Source organism: Bacillota bacterium (assembly GCA_018818595.1).
Classification (GTDB): domain Bacteria; phylum Bacillota_I; class Bacilli_A; order Izemoplasmatales; family Hujiaoplasmataceae; genus JAHIRM01.
The window spans coordinates 1-24,624 of sequence record JAHIRM010000018.1 but is presented as its reverse complement, the minus strand read 5'-3'; the positions used below and the strand labels follow the sequence as shown (position 1 = coordinate 24,624).

The following is a 24,624-nucleotide window of genomic DNA, read 5'->3' as shown; positions in this document are numbered from 1 at the left end:
GAAACAAGTGAGATTACTTAACATGTTAGATACAACATACCCTGGAGAAACCTGGGAATTAGTTGCTGCTATCGTCATAATTTTTATGACATGCCTTGTCTTGTATTTTTTGTTTAAAAATGTAATGAAAGAAATTAAAAAAGAAAAGAATGATCGAAAACTTTTAAAAACAAAACAAGACGAAGGGGAAAACGCTTCAAACAAACAAGCTAAATTAATTTCAGAATCAAAAACTATAAGTAAGAAAAGCAAAGACATCGTTGGACTAATCGATCAAGAAATTCGTCATACAAAAGAAGGAGCGATTAGTGTTTTATTTTTTATGAATCTTGATAATTTTCGATTTATCGTTGATAAGTATGATCAAAAAGAAGTAGATAAGATTATTTTAGAAATTGAAAAACGATTAAAGAGAACTCAATCAAAATCAAGTATTTGTGGACACTATGAAGACGATATATTCATCTGCTATCTATCAGGCAAAATTGACAATGACGTGATTCAAAGATCTGCACAAGAATTATTGTTGATGGTAAGCGAACCCTTAAAGTCTGTGGCGGAGAATATTACGACATCAATCGGTATCGTCGTATTTCCTTATGATGGAATTAATGCAACGCAACTAATTAAAAATGCTGAAATAGCACTCTACGTATCAAAAAAAGAAGGGAAAAATCGTTTCGCCCTTTATTCAGAAGATTTAATTGAAAAAGAACAATTCAACATTAATTACTACCAAGAAATTAAAAAATCCATTTCTCATGATGAATTCTTACTTTATTATCAACCAATCGTAGATATTAAGACAGGAAAGATTATAGGATTAGAATCCCTCTTAAGGTGGAATCACCCTACCATGGGAATCTTGCCACCAGGAAAATTTTTAAACGTAATGGATTTAACTGGTGACATTACGTGGTTTGGTACGTGGGGATTTGAAAAAGTGGTATCTCAATATGTAAATTGGAAAAAACAATTTAGAGTAAAAGATGTTTTTATTTCCATTAATTTATCTCCAAAACAATTAATGGTTCAAAATTTAGCTAAATCTTTTTTTGATATTGTAAAAAAACACGAAGTAACAACAGAAATATTTTGCCTAGAGATATTGGACTATTACACAATTATTAAAAATCCAATTGCAATTCACAATTTAGGAGAATTTAGAAAGTTTGGGTTTAGAATTGCAATCGATGATTTAGGAGATCAATTTGAACTAGTTACAGATATGGATTCCATTCAAGCTACCATTATTAAAATTAGCAGAGAAGATGTCTTAAAAATTATGAATGATTTTCCAGAGTCAGATCAAATTCAACGAGTCATTCAATTTGCAATGAAAAAGCAAAAAATAGTCATTGCCGAAGGCATTGAAGACGAAATCATGATTCAAAAAATAGCTGATTTAGATGTTAGATTTTTACAAGGATATTTTTTCAGCCCACCTAAATCTACAGAAGACGTCACCCAAATGTTAAAGAAATCTCCATGGGATATGAATACTTTCGATAAATTTTATAAATAAGACATAAAGAAAGCACATTTTCCATAGAAGAAAATGTGCTTTTATTTCAAAAATTATATTATTGAAATATACCATTTTTCAACAATTTCATGGTTTCATCTACCACAAAATCGATATCAGTTTCACTGGCTTGTTCTTTGAAAATTATTTGAAAGCCAATGAAATTAGAAATACCCATTAATACATAAGACATTGTTTCTAAGTTTATATCTTTTCTTAATTCACCTATTTCTACATATTTTCTTAAATGATTTACGTACGATAGAGAAAAAGACTGATAATATTCTTTGAAAATAGTAGAATCTACAAAGAGTGATTCCCAAATCAACTTGTATGCGAGAGGATCTCGTTTTACAAACATAATAAAGGATTTCAATCCCTCTCTTTCGATATCAAAGCGAGTTGTAAGCCCTTCGATAGCTTTATTTGCCTCATCTTGAATGCTATAACGATATTCTTCAAGCAAATATAAATAAAGCGCAAGTTTGCTATCAAAATAAATATAGAATGTTCCAGCAGCTACTTTTGATTTAGCAATGATATCATTAATCGAAGTTACATGGAATCCGTTTTTTGAAAACAGTTTTTTTCCTGCTTTGATAATTTTGTAGAAGGTTTTTTCTCCTACTTTTGTTTTTGGAAGACGAAAATCCATTTTATTCATCGTTTCATCACCACTTCTTATTGTAAAGCAAAGCATTTAAAATGACAATACTATTTACGATTTATTTTTACATAAATTATAGGTGAATAAAATTTCATATATAAAATTAGGATAATACGTTTATTTTATTTAATGAATTTTTAACTATATTAGATTATATTCTAATACTTGTAGATTTTAAGCGGATTAATGACCTTAAATTTATTTGTTTTTTTACCTGATATCCCTTGACAAATTTATTTGAATCTTATAAAATGTTGTCATAATATGAAACATTATTCATATTATATTTTTGAATTGATATATCCAAGATTTAAATGAGAATTGAAAGAGCTTAAATGGGTTGATTTGTTTAAGCTAATTTAAATATAATGAAGGAGGATTTTATGAAACAAAAAGTTTTTATTGTCGGTGCAAAAAGAAGTCCAATTGGTCAGTTTTTAGGTTCATTGAAAGATGTTCACCCTTCAGATTTGGGAGCTTTCGTTTTAAAATCGCTTTTAGAAGAAACAAAAATACCGCTTGACATGATTGATGAAGTAATTATTGGAAATATTTTATCGGCGGGATTAGGTCAAGGGTTAGCAAGACAAGTATCCATAAAAGCTGGTATTCCTAATTCAGTCCCTGCCTATTCTTTAAATATGGTATGTGGAAGTGGTATGAAAGCCATTATGAATGCTTTTGTGGGAATACAAGCTGGGTTTTCTAATCTTGTAGTAGCTGGTGGTGTGGAATCGATGAGTAAAGCTCCTTATATCGTATCTTCTAAAGTTAGAGAAGGCGTTAAAATGGGAGATTTGAGTTTTACAGATCATATGATATCAGATTCTTTAACAGATGCATTTAGTCAATTGCATATGGGCGTCACAGCTGAAAATATTGTTGATATGCATTCCATTTCGAGAGCTTCTCAAGATGAATTTGCAATTCAATCTCAACAAAAAGCCATTGCAGCAGTAGATGCTGGAAGATTTAAAGATGAAATTATTCCTATAACAATAAAGACAAGAAAAGAAACAATCATATTTGATACCGATGAATATCCAAATAGAACGACTTCTCTTGAAAAGCTTTCAAAACTACGTCCTGCCTTTAAACAAGATGGGTCCGTTACCGCAGGAAACTCTTCAGGAATTAATGATGGAGCTAGTTTTACCATTATTGCCTCAGAAGAAATGGTAAAAAAATACCATTTACCAGTATTAGCAGAAATCATTAGTATTGGTCAAGGCGGAGTAGATCCAAATGTCATGGGACTTGGACCTGTTCCTGCAATTTCAAAATCATTAAAAAATGCAAATCTTACTTTAGATGATTTAGAACTTATTGAACTAAACGAAGCATTCGCTGCTCAAAGCATTGGAGTTGTAAAAGAGTTAGTAAAAGAACATCTCGTCAATGAAGAAGACCTTCTAAAAAAAATAAATGTAAATGGTGGAGCCATTGCTTTAGGACATCCCTTAGGGGCTTCTGGAAATAGAATCGTTGTAAGTTTACTATATGAAATGATTAAAAGAGATAACCACATTGGACTCGCTAGTCTTTGTATTGGCGGAGGAATGGGAACATCAATCATTATTAAAAGATAAAGATAAAAGGAGGTTTTTTGATTATGAAATTAATTGGAAAAATTGCCGTTGTAACAGGTGGAGCAAAAGGAATTGGTGCTGAAATAGCGAAAGAATTAGCAAAAGAAGGAGCTATCGTTATTGCTGCAGATATGGGACAAATGACCTATGAAATGGCAAATGTTATTCCTTATCAACTAAATGTAACAGACACAGAAGGTTGTAAAACGTTTTATAATGTAATAATTGAAAAATATGGCAAAATTGATATTTTAGTAAATAACGCAGGAATTACAAGAGATTCTATGACAAGAAAAATGACAGACGAACAATGGGATCTAGTTTTAGACGTTAACTTAAAAGGATTGTTCAATTTAGTGAGATATGTAGGTCCTCAAATGGAAAACATAGGAGGAGGCTCTATTATTAATATTTCATCAGTTGTCGGAGTTTTTGGAAATATTGGTCAAGCTAATTATGCGGCATCAAAAGCAGGAGCGATTGGACTAACCATGACTTGGGCAAAAGAGTTTGCAAGAAAAGGCGTTCCGGTTAGAGTAAATGCAATTGCACCCGGATACATCATGACCGATATTTTAAAAACAGTCCCACAAGATTTATTAGATCAATTTGCTGCCTTAACGATGTTAAAACGATTGGGAGAACCAATTGAAATAGCAAAAGCAGCTGTTTTCTTAGCAAGTGATGACGCATCTTATATTACCGGACAAACAATCAATGTAAATGGAGGGATGCGTTTATAAGGATACTCGCTTTTTAAATTACTCGTTTAAAAGATTTTTATTTGAACCAAAACTACATAGATTAGATAACGTAAATGCTCTTACGATAAATTCAATTTGCATTACATTTGATGGGTGTGACACGCTTTGCTCTTGTGTAAAACTTGATGAATTAATGACTACATTTTTTGAATTTTTCTCTTAAATATATTGCTATTTATTCATATACTTAACTTTTTTTTCTCACAAAGAGGCACTTTTAAAAGCCCCAACAAAGCCTAAAAGTGCCTTAAAGTGTAAAAAAAGTAAAAAAAAAGTAAAAAAAATGGATAAAAGCACTTGACAAAGAAATTTGACTAATATATAATGAGTGCGTAAATAGCAAAACTAGCGAAAGTTAGTGACGCAAAGCTATAGGGCCTTCGATGAGATGGTAGCCAGTTGCCGTTGTCTTTAGAGACGAGGGCATTTTTTATTTCTTATGATGTACGTGTGAGAAGTATAAAATGACCGAGTACTCAAAAAGGTAGTGGCTTTTTTTATTACCAAAAGCCTGCCTTATAATTGAAGATGGGAGGGATTGCATGCGGTATGAGCCAAAAAGCTAAATTAGCCGGAAGAATAATCTATGCTTCCAAAGCAACACGGATTGCCAAAGCTAGTCGCTTAGGAATTGTCGTTAGTGCTGTTCTTACCTTTCTGATTTTTGCAATATCTTACTATGGAGAAGTGGTGGGAAACTTCAGCTTCTCAGTTGATAGGTTAGCCCTTGATGCTGGGATTACGATGTATGATGATCCTGAAGTACCTGATTTCGTTACTCGAATTATCGCAAATAAGGTTGATGAAGCTGATGGAATGACAGCCTATTGCGGAACAGAGTACACAGAATTTTCAATAGGAGATAGTGTATGTATACCTTCTGATGAAGAACTTGGATCAGTTAATGGACCCAATAATGGCGAAAATTACCTTGTTCAAACCTTTTACGTACAAAATGCAGGACAGTATGCAGTAGATTTAGCTGCGACCATTTCGCTCTTATCTGTTACTAAGGGAGCTGATGAGGCTGTAAGAGTAAGGGTGATCTTTAATGGAGTTGGAACAACTTATGCAAGGGTTCAATCAGCATCAGGAGATAATCCAGGAATGCTTGAACCGTTAACGGATCCTTTCGTAGGGGCTACCACTGTTATGAATCAAGAATTCATTGAATTTCAACCGGAGCAAACTTTAAAAGTGACAGTTATTTTATGGTATGAAGGAGAAGATTCCAATCATAACATAAATCTTCACAGCGGCGGCGTAAAATTCGAAATGAAATTTACGATTAGTAGGATTTACAACCCAAATTTATAGTATTTACTTAGAGAACAAAAAAATAAAAATATAGAAAAATAAAAGGAGAAAATTTATGAAATCATTAAAAACAAAAGTTTTACTATCAGCATTTGTATTATTCTTCGCATTAGTTGCGACCATCGGCTCAACTTATGCATGGTTTACCGTATCTTCAACTGTTGCTGTTTCATCTCTTGAATTAAACATTACAACAGCAGAGTCACTATTAATTAAAGTTGCACCAGCTACTACTGCTATTAATGCTTCTCCAACTTCTGCTGAACTAACACCTTCTAATTACACAACAGCATTAACAAGCGACAACTTTGATCCAACAGGCCTTGGAACCGGACTAGGGTATTCTCTAGCTACTTGGACTATGTCCCCTGTTACGACAGTGGAAACAGATTACTCTGGTGTACTTGCAAATGCATTTAATGTAATAGGTGGAACAACCGCTAGAGCATTAACTGCAACAACGGATTTTAATTCAACAAGCGGATATGCTATCCAATTAAAATTTTGGGTAATGGCACAAACGGATGCTACTTTAAAATTAGCTACACAAAGTGTTACTGGTACTTCTGGATCTGGAACAGTTAATACAGCTGTTCAAAATTCCATGAGACTTGCAATCACTTCTACTGGTAATACTAATGGAAAGATTTTTGGAACAGATATGGATTATGATTACTCATTTGCCGGAACATCTTTAGCTGCTATTCCTGCAATCACGGATACGAATTTTAACTTAATTTCTGAATATTCTACTTATGTTCTAGATTCTGGAGTTGCTTTTGCTGCATCTGTTACAGCTGCAAACGGAGCTGACGGCGCAACTATTCAAACTTTAACAGCAAACGTTCCAGTTGTAGTATTTGTTACAATTTATCTTGAAGGATGGGATGCAGAGGCAACTCAAGATGTTGCTGCCGCTCCAATGACAGTAGCTTTTAATTTCACCATTCTTTAAATCGATTAAAACAATAGTTTTTCACAAAAATTAAAAGTAAAAAATAACCTCAATACTAACACAACTTAGGCGAAATCCTAAGTTGTGTTACCATAAAGGGTTGTTTTTTCCAAACACATAAATTCCTTTGTGTGTTTGGAAAAGACGACCAAATACAAAAAAAACCATAAAAATGCCTAATTTATCGATATATTTATTAAAATAGTAATGAATTATTTATTTTTTTACGTTATAATATAAGTTATCTTAAATTTAATAACTTATTATAAGGAGTGTGTTTTATGGAAAACGCAATAAACAGCAAAAGCAAACTAAAAGTCGCGGGAAATGTGATATTTTGGGTTGTACTCGGGTTAGTACTAATTTATTCTGTTTTGGCACTGTTTTCAGATCAAGACAAAAATAGTTCTACTTTTTTAGGTGTATCAGTTTTATCTGTGCAATCTAATTCTATGAGTCCTACTTTTGATGAAGGTGATTTAATTTTTATTGACACGACCTTTAATGTAGATGATTTGCTAGAAAATGATGTAATATCGTATAGAATGACGTTAGTCACACCTGATGGACCAGTTGACATTTATAATACGCATACTATCAAAGAAATCAATGAAATTGGAGGCATCAAGTGGTTTACAACTCATGGTGATAACAATCCCGAAGATCAATTAGAAATCGTTTTTGAAGGCGATATTATCGGTGTATGGAATGGGAAAGTTTGGTCAAATCTTGGATCATTTACCGATGGACTTGTTTCATTCTTGAAATCAGGAACAGGATTCTTATTATTTATTGTATTACCATGTTTTGCTTTCTTAGTTTACGAAATTATTCGCTTTGTCAAAGTAGTGTCAGACTATAACGTTCAAAAAGCTTTGGGAAGTCGAGTACAAATGCAAGAAGATGCACTTGCTATGGCAAGAGCTCAACTTGAAGCGGAAACAAAAGTAAAAATAAAACCAAAAGAAAAAAAAGAAGAAGAACCTACTGAATAAGTAGAAAATCTATAATCTTTTTGCTACTGATATTTGCAGGAAGGGAGGTTGGAATTTATGAATCAATTTTCTCGCTATTATATAGAATTATTTAGATATTTTTGGCAAGATTTCCAAGATTTTTTTAACGTATTATGGAATGATATTATTGTTAAAATCTATAATAACATAAGATCCTACCTCGCATTATTAGATGTGGAATCTGGTGATTTTACGCCTATTTCCTGGGCTATGGTAGCATTAACTTTTGTCTTAAATATTTCACTTTTGATATTTATATTTGCAAAACTTTTTATATGGGCAAAGAAATACATGGCTTTTCGTAAAATTGAAATTGAAAAAAATGAGTTAATTGAAGAAATTGCTCTTTTAAATGACAAAGTGATTGCTCTTGCCGATGAAAAAAATCAAATTATGGCTATGAAAGTTTCTCAACTTGGAATTAATGCAACTACAGGTGAACCTTCAGAAAGAATTGTTACAGGGCCTATCCCAGGAAGATCTTATATGCAACCAGCTTATGGAACGGCATCAGGAAATACAACAGTCGTTATGGGACCCTCTATGCCTAGTAATCAGCCAGACGCTGAATCAAGAGCATCTTCTCAAGCTCAAACAGGGCCTTCTCGTTTTGTTAAATTAATTCAAGTAGACAAAGAATATGCTGGAAAAGATACACAAATCTATATGGTGGAGTCTGATTATATTACACTGCCTGAGTTAGTTACTCGATTTGTTAATTTTTCTGCATCGCAACTTAAACTATATTATACTCCAAAAATGATTTCATTATTTTTCGCTGGAATGGCGTCTTCTAAAGTTATTATCCTTGAAGGTATTTCTGGAACAGGAAAGACTTCTTTACCATATTCTATGGCGAAATTCTTTGATAATAATGCGGCGATCATTTCCGTTCAACCATCTTGGAGAGATAGAGCAGAAATCATTGGGTATTTAAATGAATTTACAAAACGATTTAATGAAACAGATTTCTTAAGAGCTTTATATGAATCTATTTATCGAAAAGACGTGAGTCTTATCGTATTAGATGAAATGAATCTTGCACGAATTGAGTATTATTTTGCAGAATTTTTATCTATCATGGAAATGCCAGATCAATCTGAATGGAAAATTGACCTTGTTCCTGATAGCAAGCCAAATGATCCTTTAAAAGTAATCAACGGAAAAATTACAGTTCCACCAAACGTATGGTTTGTTGGTACTGCTAATAAGGATGATTCCACCTTTACAATTACAGATAAAGTATATGACAGAGCCATCGCATTAGAATTCGAAAGCAAAGGAGTTTTCTTTCAAGCTCCTGAAACAGAACCGGTTCATATGTCTAACTCTTATCTTCAAGAATTATTTGATGAAGCTTTTTATAAATATCCTGTTTCAACAGAGTTACTAGATAAATTCCTTATTTTAGATAAATACGTTCAATCGAATTTTAAGATTGCTTTTGGTAATAGAATCATGGTTCAACTTCATAAATTTATACCTGTATATGTAGCGTGTGGAGGAGCAGAAGAGGCTGGATTGGATTACATTTTTGCGAATAAAGTATTGCGTAAATTTGAAAGCTTAAATTTAGCTTTTTTAAGAGATGAATTAGATACTTTAGTTCAACAAATCAATAAAATTTTTGGAAAAAACAATTTTGAAGAATCGGTTAAATATATCCGAAACTTACAAAAACAGATATAGGGTGATGCTAGATGAAAGATAACGCTTCTAAGAAAACCTATAAAAAAATAAACTCCACTTTTTCTCGACTCAATGAACAAGATGAATTTTCACAATTATTTTTAAACCTATTAAAAAGCGGGAATACGACTTTGTATCAGAAAGAACGTCGAGAACGTCGGATATTTGATGACTCTTGGTTGGATTCTGTGGAAAAAGCGGTTCCCGTAATTGATAAATTGACTCGAAATCCTCGAGAAAGTCTAAAAAAAGTTAGAGTTGTGGTTCCTGTTGAACAAGCAAAGAAAACCGACAAAGAAACCATCAGGCATTTGGCTGCTAATACACAATTTATTAAAAATGTGAATTCAAAAGGCGAAGTTACGCCATCTCAAGTTTTAACTTCTTATACTGATTCTGATTTTGGAACCTATGAAAACCGGTTCCTTATGACATTAGTTGATAAACTATTTATCTTTATTGAAAAAAGATATGACTTAATTGTTAAAAAGATGCATACAGAATATGTTAATTACTTGAATCTGAAATCTGAAGTCTTTTTTAACGATGCAACACTTGATTACGATATTACATTAAAAATTAATCAAACGTTACCTTCTGATGAAGTTGACAAACAAAATCAAGAGTTGTTTGATCGCATGACAAAAGTTAGAACGAATATTACTTATTTTAAAATGTCTACTTTTATGAAAGCAATGAAAGAATTTGCACCAGTTACTCCACCAATTATGAAAACTAATATCATCATGAAAGACATTGATTTTAGACAATGTTATAGTCTTTGGGTGTTAATGGACCAAATTGACAGAGTAGGGTATGACGTAGATATTTTTGAAAGAGACATTGATTTTGACCAAGAATATATAGGTCAAATTAATAACGCTTTATTAATGCTTTATACAACATTTGCAAGTCAACAAAGCGAAGATTTTGGTATTAATCAAGATGTGCCTTTTGATTACAAACGAATTAAAGCTCCAAAAATTACAAAGCAAAATTTAAGTGATGTGTATTTACAACCTGGATATTTAGAGTTTGAAAACAATCACTTGAATCAATATTATTTGGACCAAATTCGAAAAAGCAACTATGCTAGGTTTAAAACTTTATCTGAAGCAGGAATATCATTTGAAGAAGCAATTGACATTATCTTTAAACAAATTGTTGATATTTCAAATGCAGTTTATGAAGACTACATAAAATTTATGTTTAATCCTGAAAACGAACCAAATCTAACTGATAAAATATCAACACAAGAAAAAATTCTTAATGTGTATAGACAAATTGAAAATATTAAACAAGATGATATTCGTCAACTTAAAACAAATAAAGCTGTGGCTTTATTAAATCTTAGAAACTATCGCGATGAATTAAAACGAATTCAAGCAATCGAAAAAGCAGAAAGAGAACGTCTGTTAGAAGAAGAAAGACTAAGAAAAGAAGAGGAAAAGAAACAAAAACAAAAAGAAGAACTTGCACTTAAAAAGAAAATTGAACGAGCTGAAAAACTGCTTCGTATCGCTAGAAAAAAACGTTTAGTGAAAGCATTTGAAAAAGCGAAACGAGAATTAGAAGCTGCCGAAGACTAAAAAACGGGGTGAAATCATGCAAAAAAAACGCTTTACCTTATCTTTAATTGCATTGATAAGTTCTGTTTTTTTGTTTGTTTTAGCCTCTTTTGCTTGGTTTGCGGTATCAGAAATCGTTGAGATAGTTAATCCGATGGTAAACATCGCCAATATTGAAGCGTCTGCCATTTTAGAAGTGTCAACAGATGGCGGAGAAAACTATGTTGAAGCAACATCGATTGAAATCATAGACGGAGTGCCAGGGGATATCTATTATTATCGTTTATTGATTGAAAACACAGGAAACATCGATATTCATTGTCAAGTTGCTTTAGATGAATTTACAGATTCAGCAGCAGACCCTTTAGGAGATACTACTAACTTTGACAACAATCAAACTCTTTTAGATGTGATTCGTATTACTACTTCAAATACGATAAATACGGAAGCATTAGACGCTGAATTAATGTCTGATTTACTTGCTATAATGCCTTCAGGGCTTGTAATTGCCGGCGATTTAGAATTATCGCCAGCAGGTACAGTATATCTTTATTTTACCTTTACAATTGATTCGTTACTTGCAGGTAATGACTTCCAAAATCTAAAATTAATTATTTCTTCAATTTCAATTTCTTCTCAAAGATGATAAGGAGAGGATACTTATGAAACAAAAAGCACTCATTTTTAGTGTAATCTCTTTAGTCTTAGCACTTGTTTCTTTCGTAATTATAGGGATTTCTTATGGATGGATTGTTCAACAAACAACCCTTCCAAGCGGTGAAATCGGCGTAGGAGATTTACGCTATGAAAAAGCAGGAGAATTCATTGCACAGGATAGTATTATTGTTCCAAGCCAAGAATTAATTTCTACTGCTTTTGAGTTAACTAATAATTCACCCATAACTTCTCAAATGAGAATGCAAATTATATATACTAAAGTTACAACATCCGCAAATGATGTTGTTTACTCTAATGCAGTAGATGATCATTTAACGGTTTTGATGAATGCGAATTTTTTGTATTCAAGCGAGTATTGGTATTACACGGCTTTAGATTATGTGATATCAGCTGAATCTGGAGCGATAAGCATTCTTACATCGATGTATTATGATGGAGAATTTGTAGGAATTGATTATTCTGGAGTTCCTTTATCCGTTACAGTTACCATTGAAGTAAAACAAGCAGACAATGTTTCGTGGGTTGAATTAACAAATTACAATTTTTCAACTGGCTATTCGAATCCATAGAGATTATGGAATAAATACCGCTTAAACTTGAGGTGAAGGCTAATGCTTAAAAAAACTGGAAAAATAATTTTACAAGTGTTACCTTATCTTTTCTTTGCGATGGCAATTGCCTTAATATTACAAATCGTAGTTTCTATTAAAAACGAAAGAACTCCTACCGTTTTCGGTTATGGAATGTTTCTAGTTGTGTCTCCTTCTATGGAAGATACGATCATGACAGGTGATTTAATTTTTGTAGATACAAATGAGACGGAATACTTTAAAGACGATATCATTACGTTTCATCAGCCAGGAGATGAAAGCGTCTATATTACGCATAGAATAAAATCCATTACCGTCATTGATGGCGTTACATACATCACGACAAAAGGCGATAATAACCAAGAGTCACTTGACTGGGAAATAAACTTTGATTCAAGCTTAGTTATTGGGAAATACCTTTCTAAATCAACCTTTTTAGGAGATATTTATTATTTTGTGTTTAGTGGTGGCATGAATTTCTTATATGCTATCGCGGTCCTCATTTTTCTCATGATTGCTTTTACTGAGAGCTTAAACATCATTAAAACGCTCAGTCAACAAAAAAAGCAAATTTTTTTAGAAGAAAAAGAGAAAATGATACAAGATGCTCTCGAAAAATTAAAAAGTGAAAAGAAAAATGATCAAGAGTAAAAACGAACAATAATTACCTTCGTTTTTGCTTTTTTTATGTAAAAAAAGACTTGTATTGTTATATAATAAAACATGGAAGTGATAATGTGAAATTTATAGTACTCGCAAGCGGGTCCAAAGGAAATTGTACTTACTTAGAAATAGGCCAAAAGAAATTTTTAATTGATGTAGGAATTTCATTGAAACAAATCGTTTTTCGCCTTTCTATAAGAAACAAAGAACTAAGTACTCTTGATGGAGTATTTATTACCCACGAACATATCGATCACGTTATGGGGCTTATCATGGTAGCTAAAACATACAAAATGCCAATTTATTTATCTGAAGGCACCTATAAAAATTTAAACTTCCGCATTTTAGATAAAATAGATTCCTCTTATTTTCGGTTTATTGATTTCGAATCACCTATTTTATTAGATGAATGTTCGATACTGCCTTTTATGACTTATCATGACGCTCTTGAACCTTGTGGGTATCGATTTACCGAATCAGGAACATCCCTTGTATATCTAACGGATACGGGTTATTTTCCACAAAAGAATTTTGATATATTGCGAAATGCTACAGCTTACATTATTGAGGCAAATCATTCTTTAGATTTGTTATTAGATAGTAACAGACCTTGGACATTAAAAAGAAGAATTTTAGACGATCAAGGTCATCTTTCCAATGATGATAGTGCATTTCTTACCATTAATTTAGTGGGAGAAAACACAAAATTAATTATTCTTGCTCATCTATCAGAAGAATGCAACACCGAAGAAGATGCTTTGGCAGCTTACACGAACGTGTTCTTAGAACAAGGACTAATCATAGAAGATTTTGAAATCACTTGTGCAAGGCAAAATGAGCCGCTTGAAGAGATGTGCTTATAAATTCAAGATTTCATTTATTAATTTATCTGCTTAAAAACAAGACAAAAAAACACTTTTTAACTTTCAATTATAAAAAGAATGAAAGCGTATTATTTGATAATTTTTTAATTGTCATTTCTCATTTTTTGCGTTATAATGGTAAAGTGAAATAATCTTAAAAAAGACGAATCATTTATGGGAGGTTATTAATTTATGACAACAAAGAAAAACTTTGAATCAATGGATGGAAATCAAGCAGCGGCGTATTGTGCATATGCGTTTACAGAAGTTGCAGGAATTTATCCAATTACCCCTTCAACACCAATGCCTGAATTTACGGATATGTGGGCAGCTCAAGGCAAAAAGAATTTATTTGGAATGCCAGTAAAAGTAGTAGAAATGCAATCAGAAGCTGGTGCGGCTGGTACCGTTCATGGATCCTTGATTTCAGGAGCTTTAACAACCACTTTTACTGCATCACAAGGCTTGCTTTTAAAAATACCTAATATGTATAAAATTGCAGGAGAACTTTTACCAGGAGTTATCCATGTAGCAGCTAGATCTTTAGCAGCTCAATCCTTATCCATTTTTGGAGATCATCAAGATGTCATGGCCGCAAGACAAACAGGATTTGCTATGATCGCATCTGGTTCTGTTCAAGAGACAATGGATTTAGCAGGAGTTGCTCATTTGGCAGCCATTAAATCAAGCATTCCTTTCTTACATTTCTTCGATGGATTTAGAACAAGTCATGAAGTCAATAAAATTGAAGTAATGGATTATAAAGTATTTGATCGTTTGTTAGATAAAGAAGCGATTACTGCTTTTAGAAATCGTGGCTTAAATTCAAGTCATCCGGTTACAAAAGGTACAGCTCAAAACGATGATGTATACTTCCAAGCAAAAGAAGTACAAGAAAAATATTACACTCCTGTTCCAGATATCGTTAATGGGTACCTAAATGAAATTTCAAAAGTAACAGGACGCGATTACAAACCATTTACTTATTATGGTGCAGAAGATGCTACAGATATCATTATCGCAATGGGTTCTGTTACAGAAACCATGCACGAAGTAGTGGATTACAAAGTATCTCAAGGCGAAAAAGTAGGAATGATAGCTGTTCACTTATATCGTCCTTTCTCAGAAAAATATTTCTTTAATGTTTTACCAAAAACAGTAAAAAGAATTGCAGTACTTGACCGTACAAAAGAACCAGGATCTGCTGGAGAACCACTTTACTTAGATGTTAGATCCATCTTTTATGGAAAAGACTTTGAACCACTAATTCTTGGAGGAAGATATGGTCTTTCTTCTAAAGATACGACTCCTGCTCAAATTTTTGCAGTGTATGCTAATTTGTTAGGCGAAAAGAAAGATCGTTTTACCATTGGAATCGTTGATGATGTCAATTTCACAAGTCTTCCTGTCGAAGAAGCCCCTGATGTAACCGATCCAAATACAACAGAATTGTTATTCTTTGGATTAGGATCAGATGGAACCGTAGGAGCAGTTAAAAACATCTCTAAAATTATAGGAGATTATACCGATCTTTATGGACAAGCTTATGCATCGTATGACTCGAAAAAATCAGGTGGAGTTACCAGAATGCATCTTCGTTTTGGTAAAAACCCAATTCATTCTACTTATCTTGTTAATCATGCACATTTTATTTCTTGCTCACAAGAAAGTTATTTGTTCCGTTTTGATTTATTAAGAGGAATAAGACGTGGTGGTATTTTCTTGCTAAGTACAACGCAAGATCAAGATCATATCGTTGAATTCTTACCAAACGATATTAAAAGAATCCTTGCGAGAAAAGAAGTTAAATTCTATATTATAGATTCTTATAAATTAGCAAAAGAAATTGGAGAAATTAAACTAGTTTCTACCATTATGCAATCTGCTTTCTTTAAACTAAACGAACAAATTATGCCATTTGAAAAAGCACAAGATGCTATGAAATCATTTGCGAAAAAATCATTTGCTCGTAAAGGCGAAGACATTGTAAAAATGAATGTCGAAGCCGTTGATCGCGGAGCCGATGGACTTGTTCAAATTAAAGTAAATCCTTCTTGGGTATCGTTAGAAGATATAGTAGTTGTGGATGAAAAACGTCCTGCATTTGTAAAAAATGTAGCAGACGTTGTTAACGCTATTAAAGGATATGATTTACCAACATCAGCTTTCTTAGATTATGCAGATGGACATATTCCAAATGGAACAGCCGCATATGAAAAAAGAGGAGTAGCTGAAGAAGTATCCACATGGATTTCCGAAAACTGTATCCAATGTAATCAATGTGCTTATGCATGTCCTCATGCTTGCATTCGTCCTATTCTTGCAACAGAAGAGGAAGCTTTAAAAGCACCAGAGGGTACAGTTTGGAAAGATGCATTAGGAAGAGGACTTGAAGGATTAAAATATCGTATTCAAGTTTCCATCTTAGATTGTACAGGATGCGCAGTCTGTATTAATACCTGTCCTGCTAAATCAAAAGCTTTGGAACTAAAACCGATTATCGAACAAATCGAAAACAAAGAACATTTAAGAGCAGAATATCTATACAACGATGTTCCTACAAAAGTTCATTTAGTTGGTAAATCGACATATAAAAATGTACAATTTGAAAAACCATTGTTTGAATTTTCTGGGGCATGCGCAGGATGTGGGGAAACACCTTATATCAAATTTGTAACCCAATTATTTGGTGAAAGAATGGTAATAGCTAACGCAACAGGATGTTCTTCTATTTATGGAGCGTCTTTCCCAGCTTCACCATTTACAACCAACGATGAAGGAAGAGGTCCTGCATGGGCAAATTCTTTATTCGAAGACAATGCTGAATTTGGTTTTGGTATGATGATTGCTCAAGAAACCATTCGGGCTCGTTTGCAAAATCTAATCCTTTCTTCTTTGGATCAATTTAAAAACGAAAAAATCAAACCATTATTAACCGAATGGATTGAAAATCGTCAAAATGGAGATGTTACCTTAGCCATTGCCAAAAAATTAATTCCATTACTTGAAAGTGATTCTTCCAAATCCGCAAAAGACATTCTTGAATTAAAAGACTACCTTGTAAAACAATCCACTTGGATTATTGGTGGAGATGGTTGGGCTTATGATATAGGATATGGTGGACTTGACCATGTTATCGCAAATCAAGAAGACGTTAATATATTAGTATTAGATACTGAAGTATATTCAAATACAGGTGGACAATCTTCCAAATCAGCTCGTACTGGATCCATTGCTAAATTTACCGCTTCTGGAAAACCAGGAAAGAAAAAGGATTTAGCCTCTCTTGCGATGACTTATGAACATGTATATGTAGCAACCATTAGTCATGGAGCAAGTGCAACACAATTGTTAAAAGCGATGAAAGAAGCAGAATCCTATCCGGGACCTTCCTTAATTATTGCGTATTCTCCTTGTATTGCTCATGGAATTAATGGTGGATTAACCAATTCTCATCAACAAGCAAAACTTGCTACAGAATGTGGATATTGGCCAACATTTAGATATGATCCTCGTTTAATTGAACAAGGGAAAAATCCATTCCAACTTGATTCAAAAGAACCCGATTGGTCTAAATATCACGATTTCTTATTAAGTGAAAACCGTTATCAACAACTACTTTTAGTTAATCCAAAAGAAGCAGATGAATTATTAGAACTCAATTTAAAAGATGCAAAACGTCGCTATCAAATGTACAAACGATACTTAGCGATGGATTATTCGGATATTATTAAATAAAAATAGACTAAATTAGGGATGGCCCCTTTCAAAAGGAGCCATCTTTCTTTCAAATCTTCACAATTTAACCACGATTCAAATGTATAATAGTATTAACAAAAATCTTGAAAAAATGTTTTTAAAACAAGAGGATTTGTTATATAATATAAGAAAGTGTCAATTTTAGAAGGGGTTTGAGATTATGCGATTTATTACAAAAAAGACCGTACTACTATCTTTAGGAATTATATTACTTGTTGGAACAATTGTAGGAATTATCCTTATAACCGTTAATGGAAACAATACAACCACAACGGCTGATACAACTGTTACTGGAATTATGCCTACATTAAGCAATCCTGATGCAGTCTTTTTTTCTGGAGATACTTATGATGTCACTTATAGCGATATCTATGAAGAATTTAAAATAAATGACGGTATTAACCAATTATTATTTATGGTGGATACGGTTTTATTATCAGATTACTTAGATCAAGTCACACAATCTGAAATCGATTCTAAAATTAAGTATTTAACTTATGGAACGATTAATGACGATGAAATTGCAGACATTGAGCCTCAAGATAAACTAGATTATGAAAAAAATTATGATGAGAACATGTATTTGCTAGGCTATTCAGGAAATGAAAATACCTATGTTCGAATGGTTGTTGCAAAAGAAAATTATGCAATTGAAGCGATGACTTCTGAGGCAAACAGTTCTGAAACATGGTATGTTGGACCTTCTACGGTTGCAACTTCTTACACAAACGGATACTACGAAGATTTAAGTTCCATTAAAATCCGTTTTTTAAGTGAAACAGATGCAAAAAATGTATTAAAAGTATTTAATTTAGTTAGCATTGGTGGCACTCTTAAATTATATATTGGTGACAAACCCATTGATGAAGTCCCTTCTTCTAGTTTTACTGATATCAACACAAGAGAGTTATCTGAAGCAGAATTAGTTGATGCCTTCATTGATATGTATAATTATGTATATGAAGATTATCGTCTGCCACTAAGCAAAGCAGCTACTCTTTCAGAGTTAGATGCCATTGAAGATTTACAAATGGATTATACAGACCTTGCGTCTTCTAATACAAGTCTTGCAACGTTTATGTATCGTACTTTAGGATCAATTAATGCGTATAGTTTGGATGAAACATCTCCTCTTTACTACACTTATGCTCCTGTAAAATATTATGGAGAAAGCGATACAAGTTGTTATATGATTTTAAATTTATCGAGAACTATAAAAGAGGATTTATCAGATTTTTCAGGAGATGAAGCAGCTCTTAAAGGAATAATTGGCGCTTCCACTTACGATGAAATCTATCAAGATAAAATAGATACATCCATTTTAACAAGTGGATTTGTATCTTCAAGAGTTACGGATTTACGCGCTTTAAATAATTTAGTAATTTACGATTATTATTTGGGAATTGATTATCAAGCAGTAGATGTTGATTACATAACGAACAAAGCAGGACATTTAACACAAGTAGCATCTTTTGGAGATGAATACACCATTACTGCCGATGAACTTTTAACGTTTGCTTTAAACAAAAACGCAGCCCTATATGCGCTTTATGCCGCACAAGTTGCAGTAGTTATGGATGCTTACTTTAGCGAAGTATATTGTACAGATACTTCGGTTGTATGCAATTACGATTTAAGCGAAAATGAATCAGCAAAAGTAGTAGAACACCGCGCAACTCTTGAAGAACTAAGAACCTCTTTTGAAGAAAGCTATTACGTGTACTACTATACCTTTGATGAATATATTTACTTAGCATATGGTGCTAAAACAGAAACAGAAATGATTGAAAAATATTATGTAAAATCAACACTTCAACCTTATCTAATCTATGATGAACTTCAAAAAGATGATTGGTGGTTACTAACTGATTATTTATATGATTTAATTCAAGATTATTATGACAACTATTTTAGCCTTAATGTGGAACATTTACTAATTTTTGTTGACCGCGATGAAAATGGTTCACCAGATGATTATCAAGAATTTTTACTTGGATTAACAGATCAAGTAGCCTATGATGCTTTATTGTCTGATTTTCATGATACCATCCAAACCTATTTAGATGCTTCAGAAGATAACACGTTTGCCTCATTAATTTCTACTTATAATAAAGCAAAAAGAACAGATCCAATTTGGGGTATTTTTAAAAGTTATGGATTTAATCTTCTAACTGAAAATTTATCAGCTTCAGAATCTTTAAATTACTTAAATTCAGTCGATACCTATGAAACCCCATTTGTAGACGGACTAATTTCTGCTTATAACACCTATAATTTAACCGAAAACAAAACAAAAACATTTATGTATGTTGATGATTTAATTCAAACCACATATGGCGTTCACTTATTATACGTACAAAAAGGAACAGATTTTGTAAAACCATCAGCTAAATTTACGATGACCTATGATACAGAAGGATTACCTAACTATACAGCAGGAACAGATAACACAGAAAACGTTCCTTCAATCGAACAATTAAAAGTATATTCTGAGTATCGTTTTTATGAGATTATCTATGGAACATCAACAGACCTTGAAGAGACTTATGGAATAACCGTTCCTAGAATACCAGTTGCTGTAACAAACGCGATGGAAGCCTATTTTACGACACTACACGATTCAATGTATGTCGTTGGGTACTTAAATATTATTGTAGCAGATAAATTAATGGCTGGAACGTTCTTAAACCAAGATACAACTTACTGTAATGTTACAGATGCTAATTTAAAGACATATATTGCTGAAATTAAAGACATCTATTTTAATCAAGTATTTCAAAATTTAGATACAATTAGTGAATAATTTAACATAACAAATAGGGCGAGCTAGAAAAGACTCGCACTTTTGTTTGGAGGCACTTTATGCAAGATAAACTAGAAGCTGAAATCATTGTTAAAACATCGATTTGGATTATGCTTTTAAATGGATTTTTGGCAGTCATTAAGATTATCGCTGGAGTATTAGGAAATTCAACGGCGATGATTTCGGATGCCGTCAATTCAATAAGTGATGTACTCACCAACCTTGTCGTGATGATTTCAGGGAAATTCTCTCGTAAAGGAATCGATGATTCTCATCCATATGGTCATGAAAAATTTGACAGTATGGTTTCCGTCTTATTAGGAGTTGCGATTATTATTACCGCATTTGAAATTGGGAAAGCAGCAGTAATCATAATTTATAACTATGCTGTTTATGGAGATGAGATTACACCCCCTAAATTAATTGCTTTAATCGTCGCGATTTCAACCATTGTTATAAAAGAAGGAATGTATCGTTTTACTAAAATAAATGCAAAGAAATCAAGATCCTCTTCCTTAAATGCTCAAGCATTAGATCATCGTTCAGATGAACTTGCAAGTTTTGGAGCAGTAATTGGAATTGGAGGCTCCATGCTAGGTGTTGCTTTTTTAGAACCGGTCGCCTCTATCGTCATTTGTTTCTTTGTATTAAGAGTTGGGTTCCAAATTATAAAAGTAGGATTCAGTCAAGTTGTAGATCAATCCGCAGACGAAGAAATCATTTTACAAATTAAAAAGATTGTTTTGGATAATCCTCAAGTAAAAGGACTCGATGATTTAAAAACCAGAATGTTTGGGATGAAACTTTACGTGGATTTAGAAATATCAGTGGATCAGAGTTTATCTATTCTAGAAGCGCATAAAATAGCGGACATGATACATGATCAAATAGAAGAATTAGTACCTGATGTAAAGCACTGCATGATTCATGTGAACCCCCACGAAGAATAATTAAATTATGAAAGATTCTGAGGAATGTGTAAACAGTGACACATTCCTTTTTCTTTTTTTATAAAATTTCATTTTTTCTAAATTAAATCTATTGAAATCGCTAACATGTTTTGATATAATGAATAGGTAAACGGTTACGGCCAAAAAAATATAGGAGGAAAAAATGAAAAAGAAAGCGTTTGTATTTGTGTTAGCAATACTTCTTGGATTTGGACTTGTTGCTTGTAATGAAGTCACAACGACCACTACAACTAGTGGAACGACTACAACAACTACTACGACTCAAACAACAACAACGACAACGGCAACACCTTTCACAATTGCTTTATCTGGATTGACAGAAGTTGGCTTTTTGGAAGAAGATGTCATTTATTCAGGCGAATATTTTGATCTTTTAGAAGGTGTACATGCCTATGGATCAGATAGCGTCGATTATAAAAATAATATTTTATTCCAAAGCGACGATGCTGCATGTCAAATAGCAGATAAACAATTAATGGCTTCATCTGCTAAAACTTGCTCAGTAGTATACACGGTTGTAATAAACAGTGTTATGGCTAGAGCAACACGGTTAATTAAGATTACAGCCACCCCAAATGTTATGGAATTTACTGAAACCACACTTTGGGACAATGAATTACTGTTTGGAACGGATTATACAGTAGAGGCAAAACTTACAAAAGATGCTGTTGCCAATGAATGGTATTATTGGACTGACATTTCAACAGTTGCTTTAAGCGTCGAAAATGACTCTCTTGTCATGGATCAAGAAGCCATGGGAGGAAATGATTATTCTTTACAAGCTAAAGTAATGACAGACATCGCTTTAGAAGCAGCTCGTACTTACAAAATTACAATGACGATTGATTCAGAAGTCGCGCGATACATCAATATCGTAGTTAAAGCGCAAAATGCTGATGCAGGATATGATGATGACTATCCTAATATTCTTGAACTACAAGCTGGAGTTCATGATTATGAAATCATATTTGTTGCGCCACAGGAAATTCTTCATTTAAACATTATGACAGGTAATGTTGAACTAGAAACAGACTTTGGATATTTAAAATTTTCAAATTTTGTTATTTATGAGGGACCAATCGTAATTGAATATACAGAATTAGAAGATTTCTTCACAAATGTAGATGTAGCAGCAGAAACAAGTATTGAATACAATTCGACAACGGATTCGAATTATGTAAGAGAATTTTATTATTGGGATGAATCTGATGGCGATCTTATGAGTGGCGAAGTAACGGCCGATGGAATTGATGTTACAGTCATTACAGCTGCACCTCATGATTATGGCATTCAATTACAATGGAATGATATGAACAAAGCCGGAGTAGCTTTAAAAATAGATGCCAATTACAAATTAACAATGAGCGTAAATGCCGAAGTTGCTAGAACAATGGTTGTTTCAGTAACGGGAAATGCAAATGCTCTTCCTATCTCAGGAACTCAAAGTTATAGTTTGGTTGCTGGAGACAATGAAATAGTATTAGAATTTGTATCGTTATATGATTATTTCTTTATGAAGATATTCTTTGGAAATTATGGCGATTTAACTCAAACAGGTTTATTTTCAATTACAGATCTGAAACTATACGAAGAAGCTGGCGCAGTTGCTCCTCCTGATCCGGTAGATGATGGATCAATTATTGGAAACGTATTTGGAACACCTCTTAATGTTAACGAAGAAGCACTGGCAGTTGAAAGTGTTGATATTGGATTCTTATTTGCATCAGAAGAAACAGTTGAAATTCCAGTAAACACATTCTTCTTATGGTATGGATTTGAAGCTTCAGGATGGTTTACTTGGGGAACTTATCCAACCTTAACAGGCGATGTTACAGACGGAAAAGTTAATCTAGATATTACTCAAAATGGACCTGAATTCTATTCTACTCAACTTAAATACATTGGTGATAATCTTTATGTTAATGTAGATTATTCACTAAGCTTTATAGTTTACTCAGAAATTGCAAGAACAATTAATGTTCAAGTTAAAAATGCTGCATTTAATGCAAGTACAATTAACGAAGATATCGTATTAACAGCGGGATATAATTTAGTTGAACTCCCATTTACCGCTGAATTTGATACATTCAATATGCAAATTAATTTAGGTACTTTTGCAGATGATTTATCTGATATTGGAACTCTTTCTTTTGAAAGATTTATGGTTTCAAGACCAGTTGAAGAAGTAGTTGGATATATCGATAATGGCGATTTTGAAACTACTCAAGTATTTGGAGGAGAAAACGCACTCGGTTGGGCATTATGGACAAGTACAGGCGCAGATTGGCTAGAAGTTGATCAACCTGAATATCTTGGTACTCAAGTAATTGATGGTGGAGTTTTAACTGCAGTTACTACACAAACAGGACATGCATTATGGGCATGTCAAATTCAATACAATCACGAAGAAGATAATATGACAGTTGGAGCAGTTTATAAAGTTGAATTTGACGTAAACAGTACTGTTGCAACAACAATTGGAGTTCAATTAAAAGCTGCAAGTGATGCTGGAAATAAAGATGTTATTGTTTCGCTTGAAGTAGGAGACAACCATGTCACAGTATATTATGTTGCAACTCAAGCTCAATTTAGATTATTTATGTTACTAGGATTAACAGATCCTTCAACACTAATATTTGACAACTTTAAATATTCACAACCAATTGCTCCAGTTGAAGAAGTAGCACCTTATCCTTTTGAAGCAATTGCAAACGTAAATGGAGAAGCATTAGCCTTTAACCCAGAACCAATTCCTGCAGATACCTTTATTTTATGGTATGGAATCGCAGATTGGTTTGGTAGTTGGACTGAACTTCCAGAACTTACAAGTATCTATGAAGATGATTCTGTTAAATTAGATATTACTAAAACTGGATCACCTGAATTCTGGGGAATCCAAGTGAAATACAAGAGTGGAGAAATTCAATTTGGTGGAGATTATATCCTCAAATTAAATGTGAATGCTGAAGTCGCAAGAAAAGTATCCATTCAAGTAAAAGATAATACGTTTGGTGGAGTTATGACTGAATTCATAGTAGACTTAGTAGCCGGAGATAACGCATTAGAATTACCATTTAGAGCTGAAAATTCATCATTTGGTCTACAAATCAATATGGGAACATTTGACACACTTGATGAAGGTTTAATCGAAGATGGCTTATTCGTATTTAGTGCATTTGAATTAGAAAGAGTACAATACGAAGGCTT

17 protein-coding genes and 1 riboswitch are annotated in these 24,624 nt (G+C 33.0%); of the genes, 16 read left to right on the top strand and 1 reads right to left on the bottom strand.

The features are described 5' to 3' along the window. Positions 1–7: 7 nt before the first annotated feature. Entirely contained in the window at positions 8–1,525 is a 1,518-nt protein-coding gene (locus KJ971_04315) for a phosphodiesterase (protein MBU1145063.1), read from the top strand. 58 nt (positions 1,526–1,583) lie between these two features. Here the strand turns inward: KJ971_04315 and KJ971_04310 are convergent, their stop codons facing one another. Further along, a complete protein-coding gene (locus KJ971_04310) occupies positions 1,584–2,189 on the bottom strand; it encodes a TetR/AcrR family transcriptional regulator (protein ID MBU1145062.1) in 606 nt (201 codons plus the stop codon). A 386-nt stretch (positions 2,190–2,575) separates the two neighbouring features. Here KJ971_04310 and KJ971_04305 point away from each other — a divergent pair, with 386 nt between their 5' ends. The 15 genes from KJ971_04305 to KJ971_04235 form a co-directional block, all read left to right on the top strand. Next, positions 2,576–3,781 (top strand): acetyl-CoA C-acetyltransferase, encoded by a 1,206-nt coding sequence (locus tag KJ971_04305; protein MBU1145061.1) that lies wholly within the window; start codon positions 2,576–2,578, stop codon positions 3,779–3,781. Positions 3,782–3,804: 23 nt separating this feature from the next. Next, a complete protein-coding gene (gene fabG, locus KJ971_04300; protein ID MBU1145060.1) occupies positions 3,805–4,524 on the top strand; it encodes a 3-oxoacyl-ACP reductase FabG in 720 nt (239 codons plus the stop codon). Positions 4,525–4,873: 349 nt separating this feature from the next. Beyond that, positions 4,874–4,952, top strand: a riboswitch (cyclic di-GMP riboswitch). A gap of 142 nt (positions 4,953–5,094) precedes the next feature. Next, the gene (locus tag KJ971_04295) at positions 5,095–5,862 is read left to right on the top strand and encodes a hypothetical protein (protein ID MBU1145059.1); all 768 of its coding nucleotides are present in this window, start codon (positions 5,095–5,097) and stop codon (positions 5,860–5,862) included. A 55-nt stretch (positions 5,863–5,917) separates the two neighbouring features. Next, the gene (locus tag KJ971_04290) at positions 5,918–6,817 is read left to right on the top strand and encodes a hypothetical protein (GenBank protein ID MBU1145058.1); all 900 of its coding nucleotides are present in this window, start codon (positions 5,918–5,920) and stop codon (positions 6,815–6,817) included. Positions 6,818–7,098: 281 nt separating this feature from the next. After that, positions 7,099–7,812: a signal peptidase I gene (locus KJ971_04285; GenBank protein MBU1145057.1), complete on the top strand. Its 714-nt coding sequence runs from the start codon at positions 7,099–7,101 to the stop codon at positions 7,810–7,812. A gap of 57 nt (positions 7,813–7,869) precedes the next feature. Next, complete coding sequence (locus tag KJ971_04280) at positions 7,870–9,522, top strand: hypothetical protein (protein ID MBU1145056.1); 1,653 nt, start codon at positions 7,870–7,872, stop codon at positions 9,520–9,522. Between the two features lie 11 nt (positions 9,523–9,533). Further along, positions 9,534–11,111: a hypothetical protein gene (locus tag KJ971_04275; GenBank protein ID MBU1145055.1), complete on the top strand. Its 1,578-nt coding sequence runs from the start codon at positions 9,534–9,536 to the stop codon at positions 11,109–11,111. Between the two features lie 16 nt (positions 11,112–11,127). Continuing rightward, a complete protein-coding gene (locus KJ971_04270; GenBank protein MBU1145054.1) occupies positions 11,128–11,736 on the top strand; it encodes a hypothetical protein in 609 nt (202 codons plus the stop codon). Positions 11,737–11,752: 16 nt separating this feature from the next. Then, on the top strand, positions 11,753–12,337 hold the full coding sequence (locus tag KJ971_04265; GenBank protein MBU1145053.1) for a hypothetical protein: 585 nt from the start codon (positions 11,753–11,755) through the stop codon (positions 12,335–12,337). A gap of 42 nt (positions 12,338–12,379) precedes the next feature. Then, positions 12,380–13,009, top strand: coding sequence for a signal peptidase I (locus KJ971_04260; GenBank protein MBU1145052.1), 630 nt, complete (start codon positions 12,380–12,382; stop codon positions 13,007–13,009). Positions 13,010–13,095: 86 nt separating this feature from the next. Then, on the top strand, positions 13,096–13,884 hold the full coding sequence (locus KJ971_04255) for an MBL fold metallo-hydrolase (GenBank protein ID MBU1145051.1): 789 nt from the start codon (positions 13,096–13,098) through the stop codon (positions 13,882–13,884). Positions 13,885–14,076: 192 nt separating this feature from the next. Continuing rightward, entirely contained in the window at positions 14,077–17,622 is a 3,546-nt protein-coding gene (gene nifJ / locus KJ971_04250; protein MBU1145050.1) for a pyruvate:ferredoxin (flavodoxin) oxidoreductase, read from the top strand. A gap of 181 nt (positions 17,623–17,803) precedes the next feature. Next, the gene (locus tag KJ971_04245) at positions 17,804–20,446 is read left to right on the top strand and encodes a hypothetical protein (GenBank protein MBU1145049.1); all 2,643 of its coding nucleotides are present in this window, start codon (positions 17,804–17,806) and stop codon (positions 20,444–20,446) included. A 59-nt stretch (positions 20,447–20,505) separates the two neighbouring features. Beyond that, entirely contained in the window at positions 20,506–21,396 is an 891-nt protein-coding gene (locus KJ971_04240; protein ID MBU1145048.1) for a cation diffusion facilitator family transporter, read from the top strand. A 163-nt stretch (positions 21,397–21,559) separates the two neighbouring features. Next, positions 21,560–24,624, top strand: a 3,065-nt coding sequence (locus KJ971_04235) for a hypothetical protein (GenBank protein ID MBU1145047.1), incomplete at its 3' end; no start/stop codon positions are given.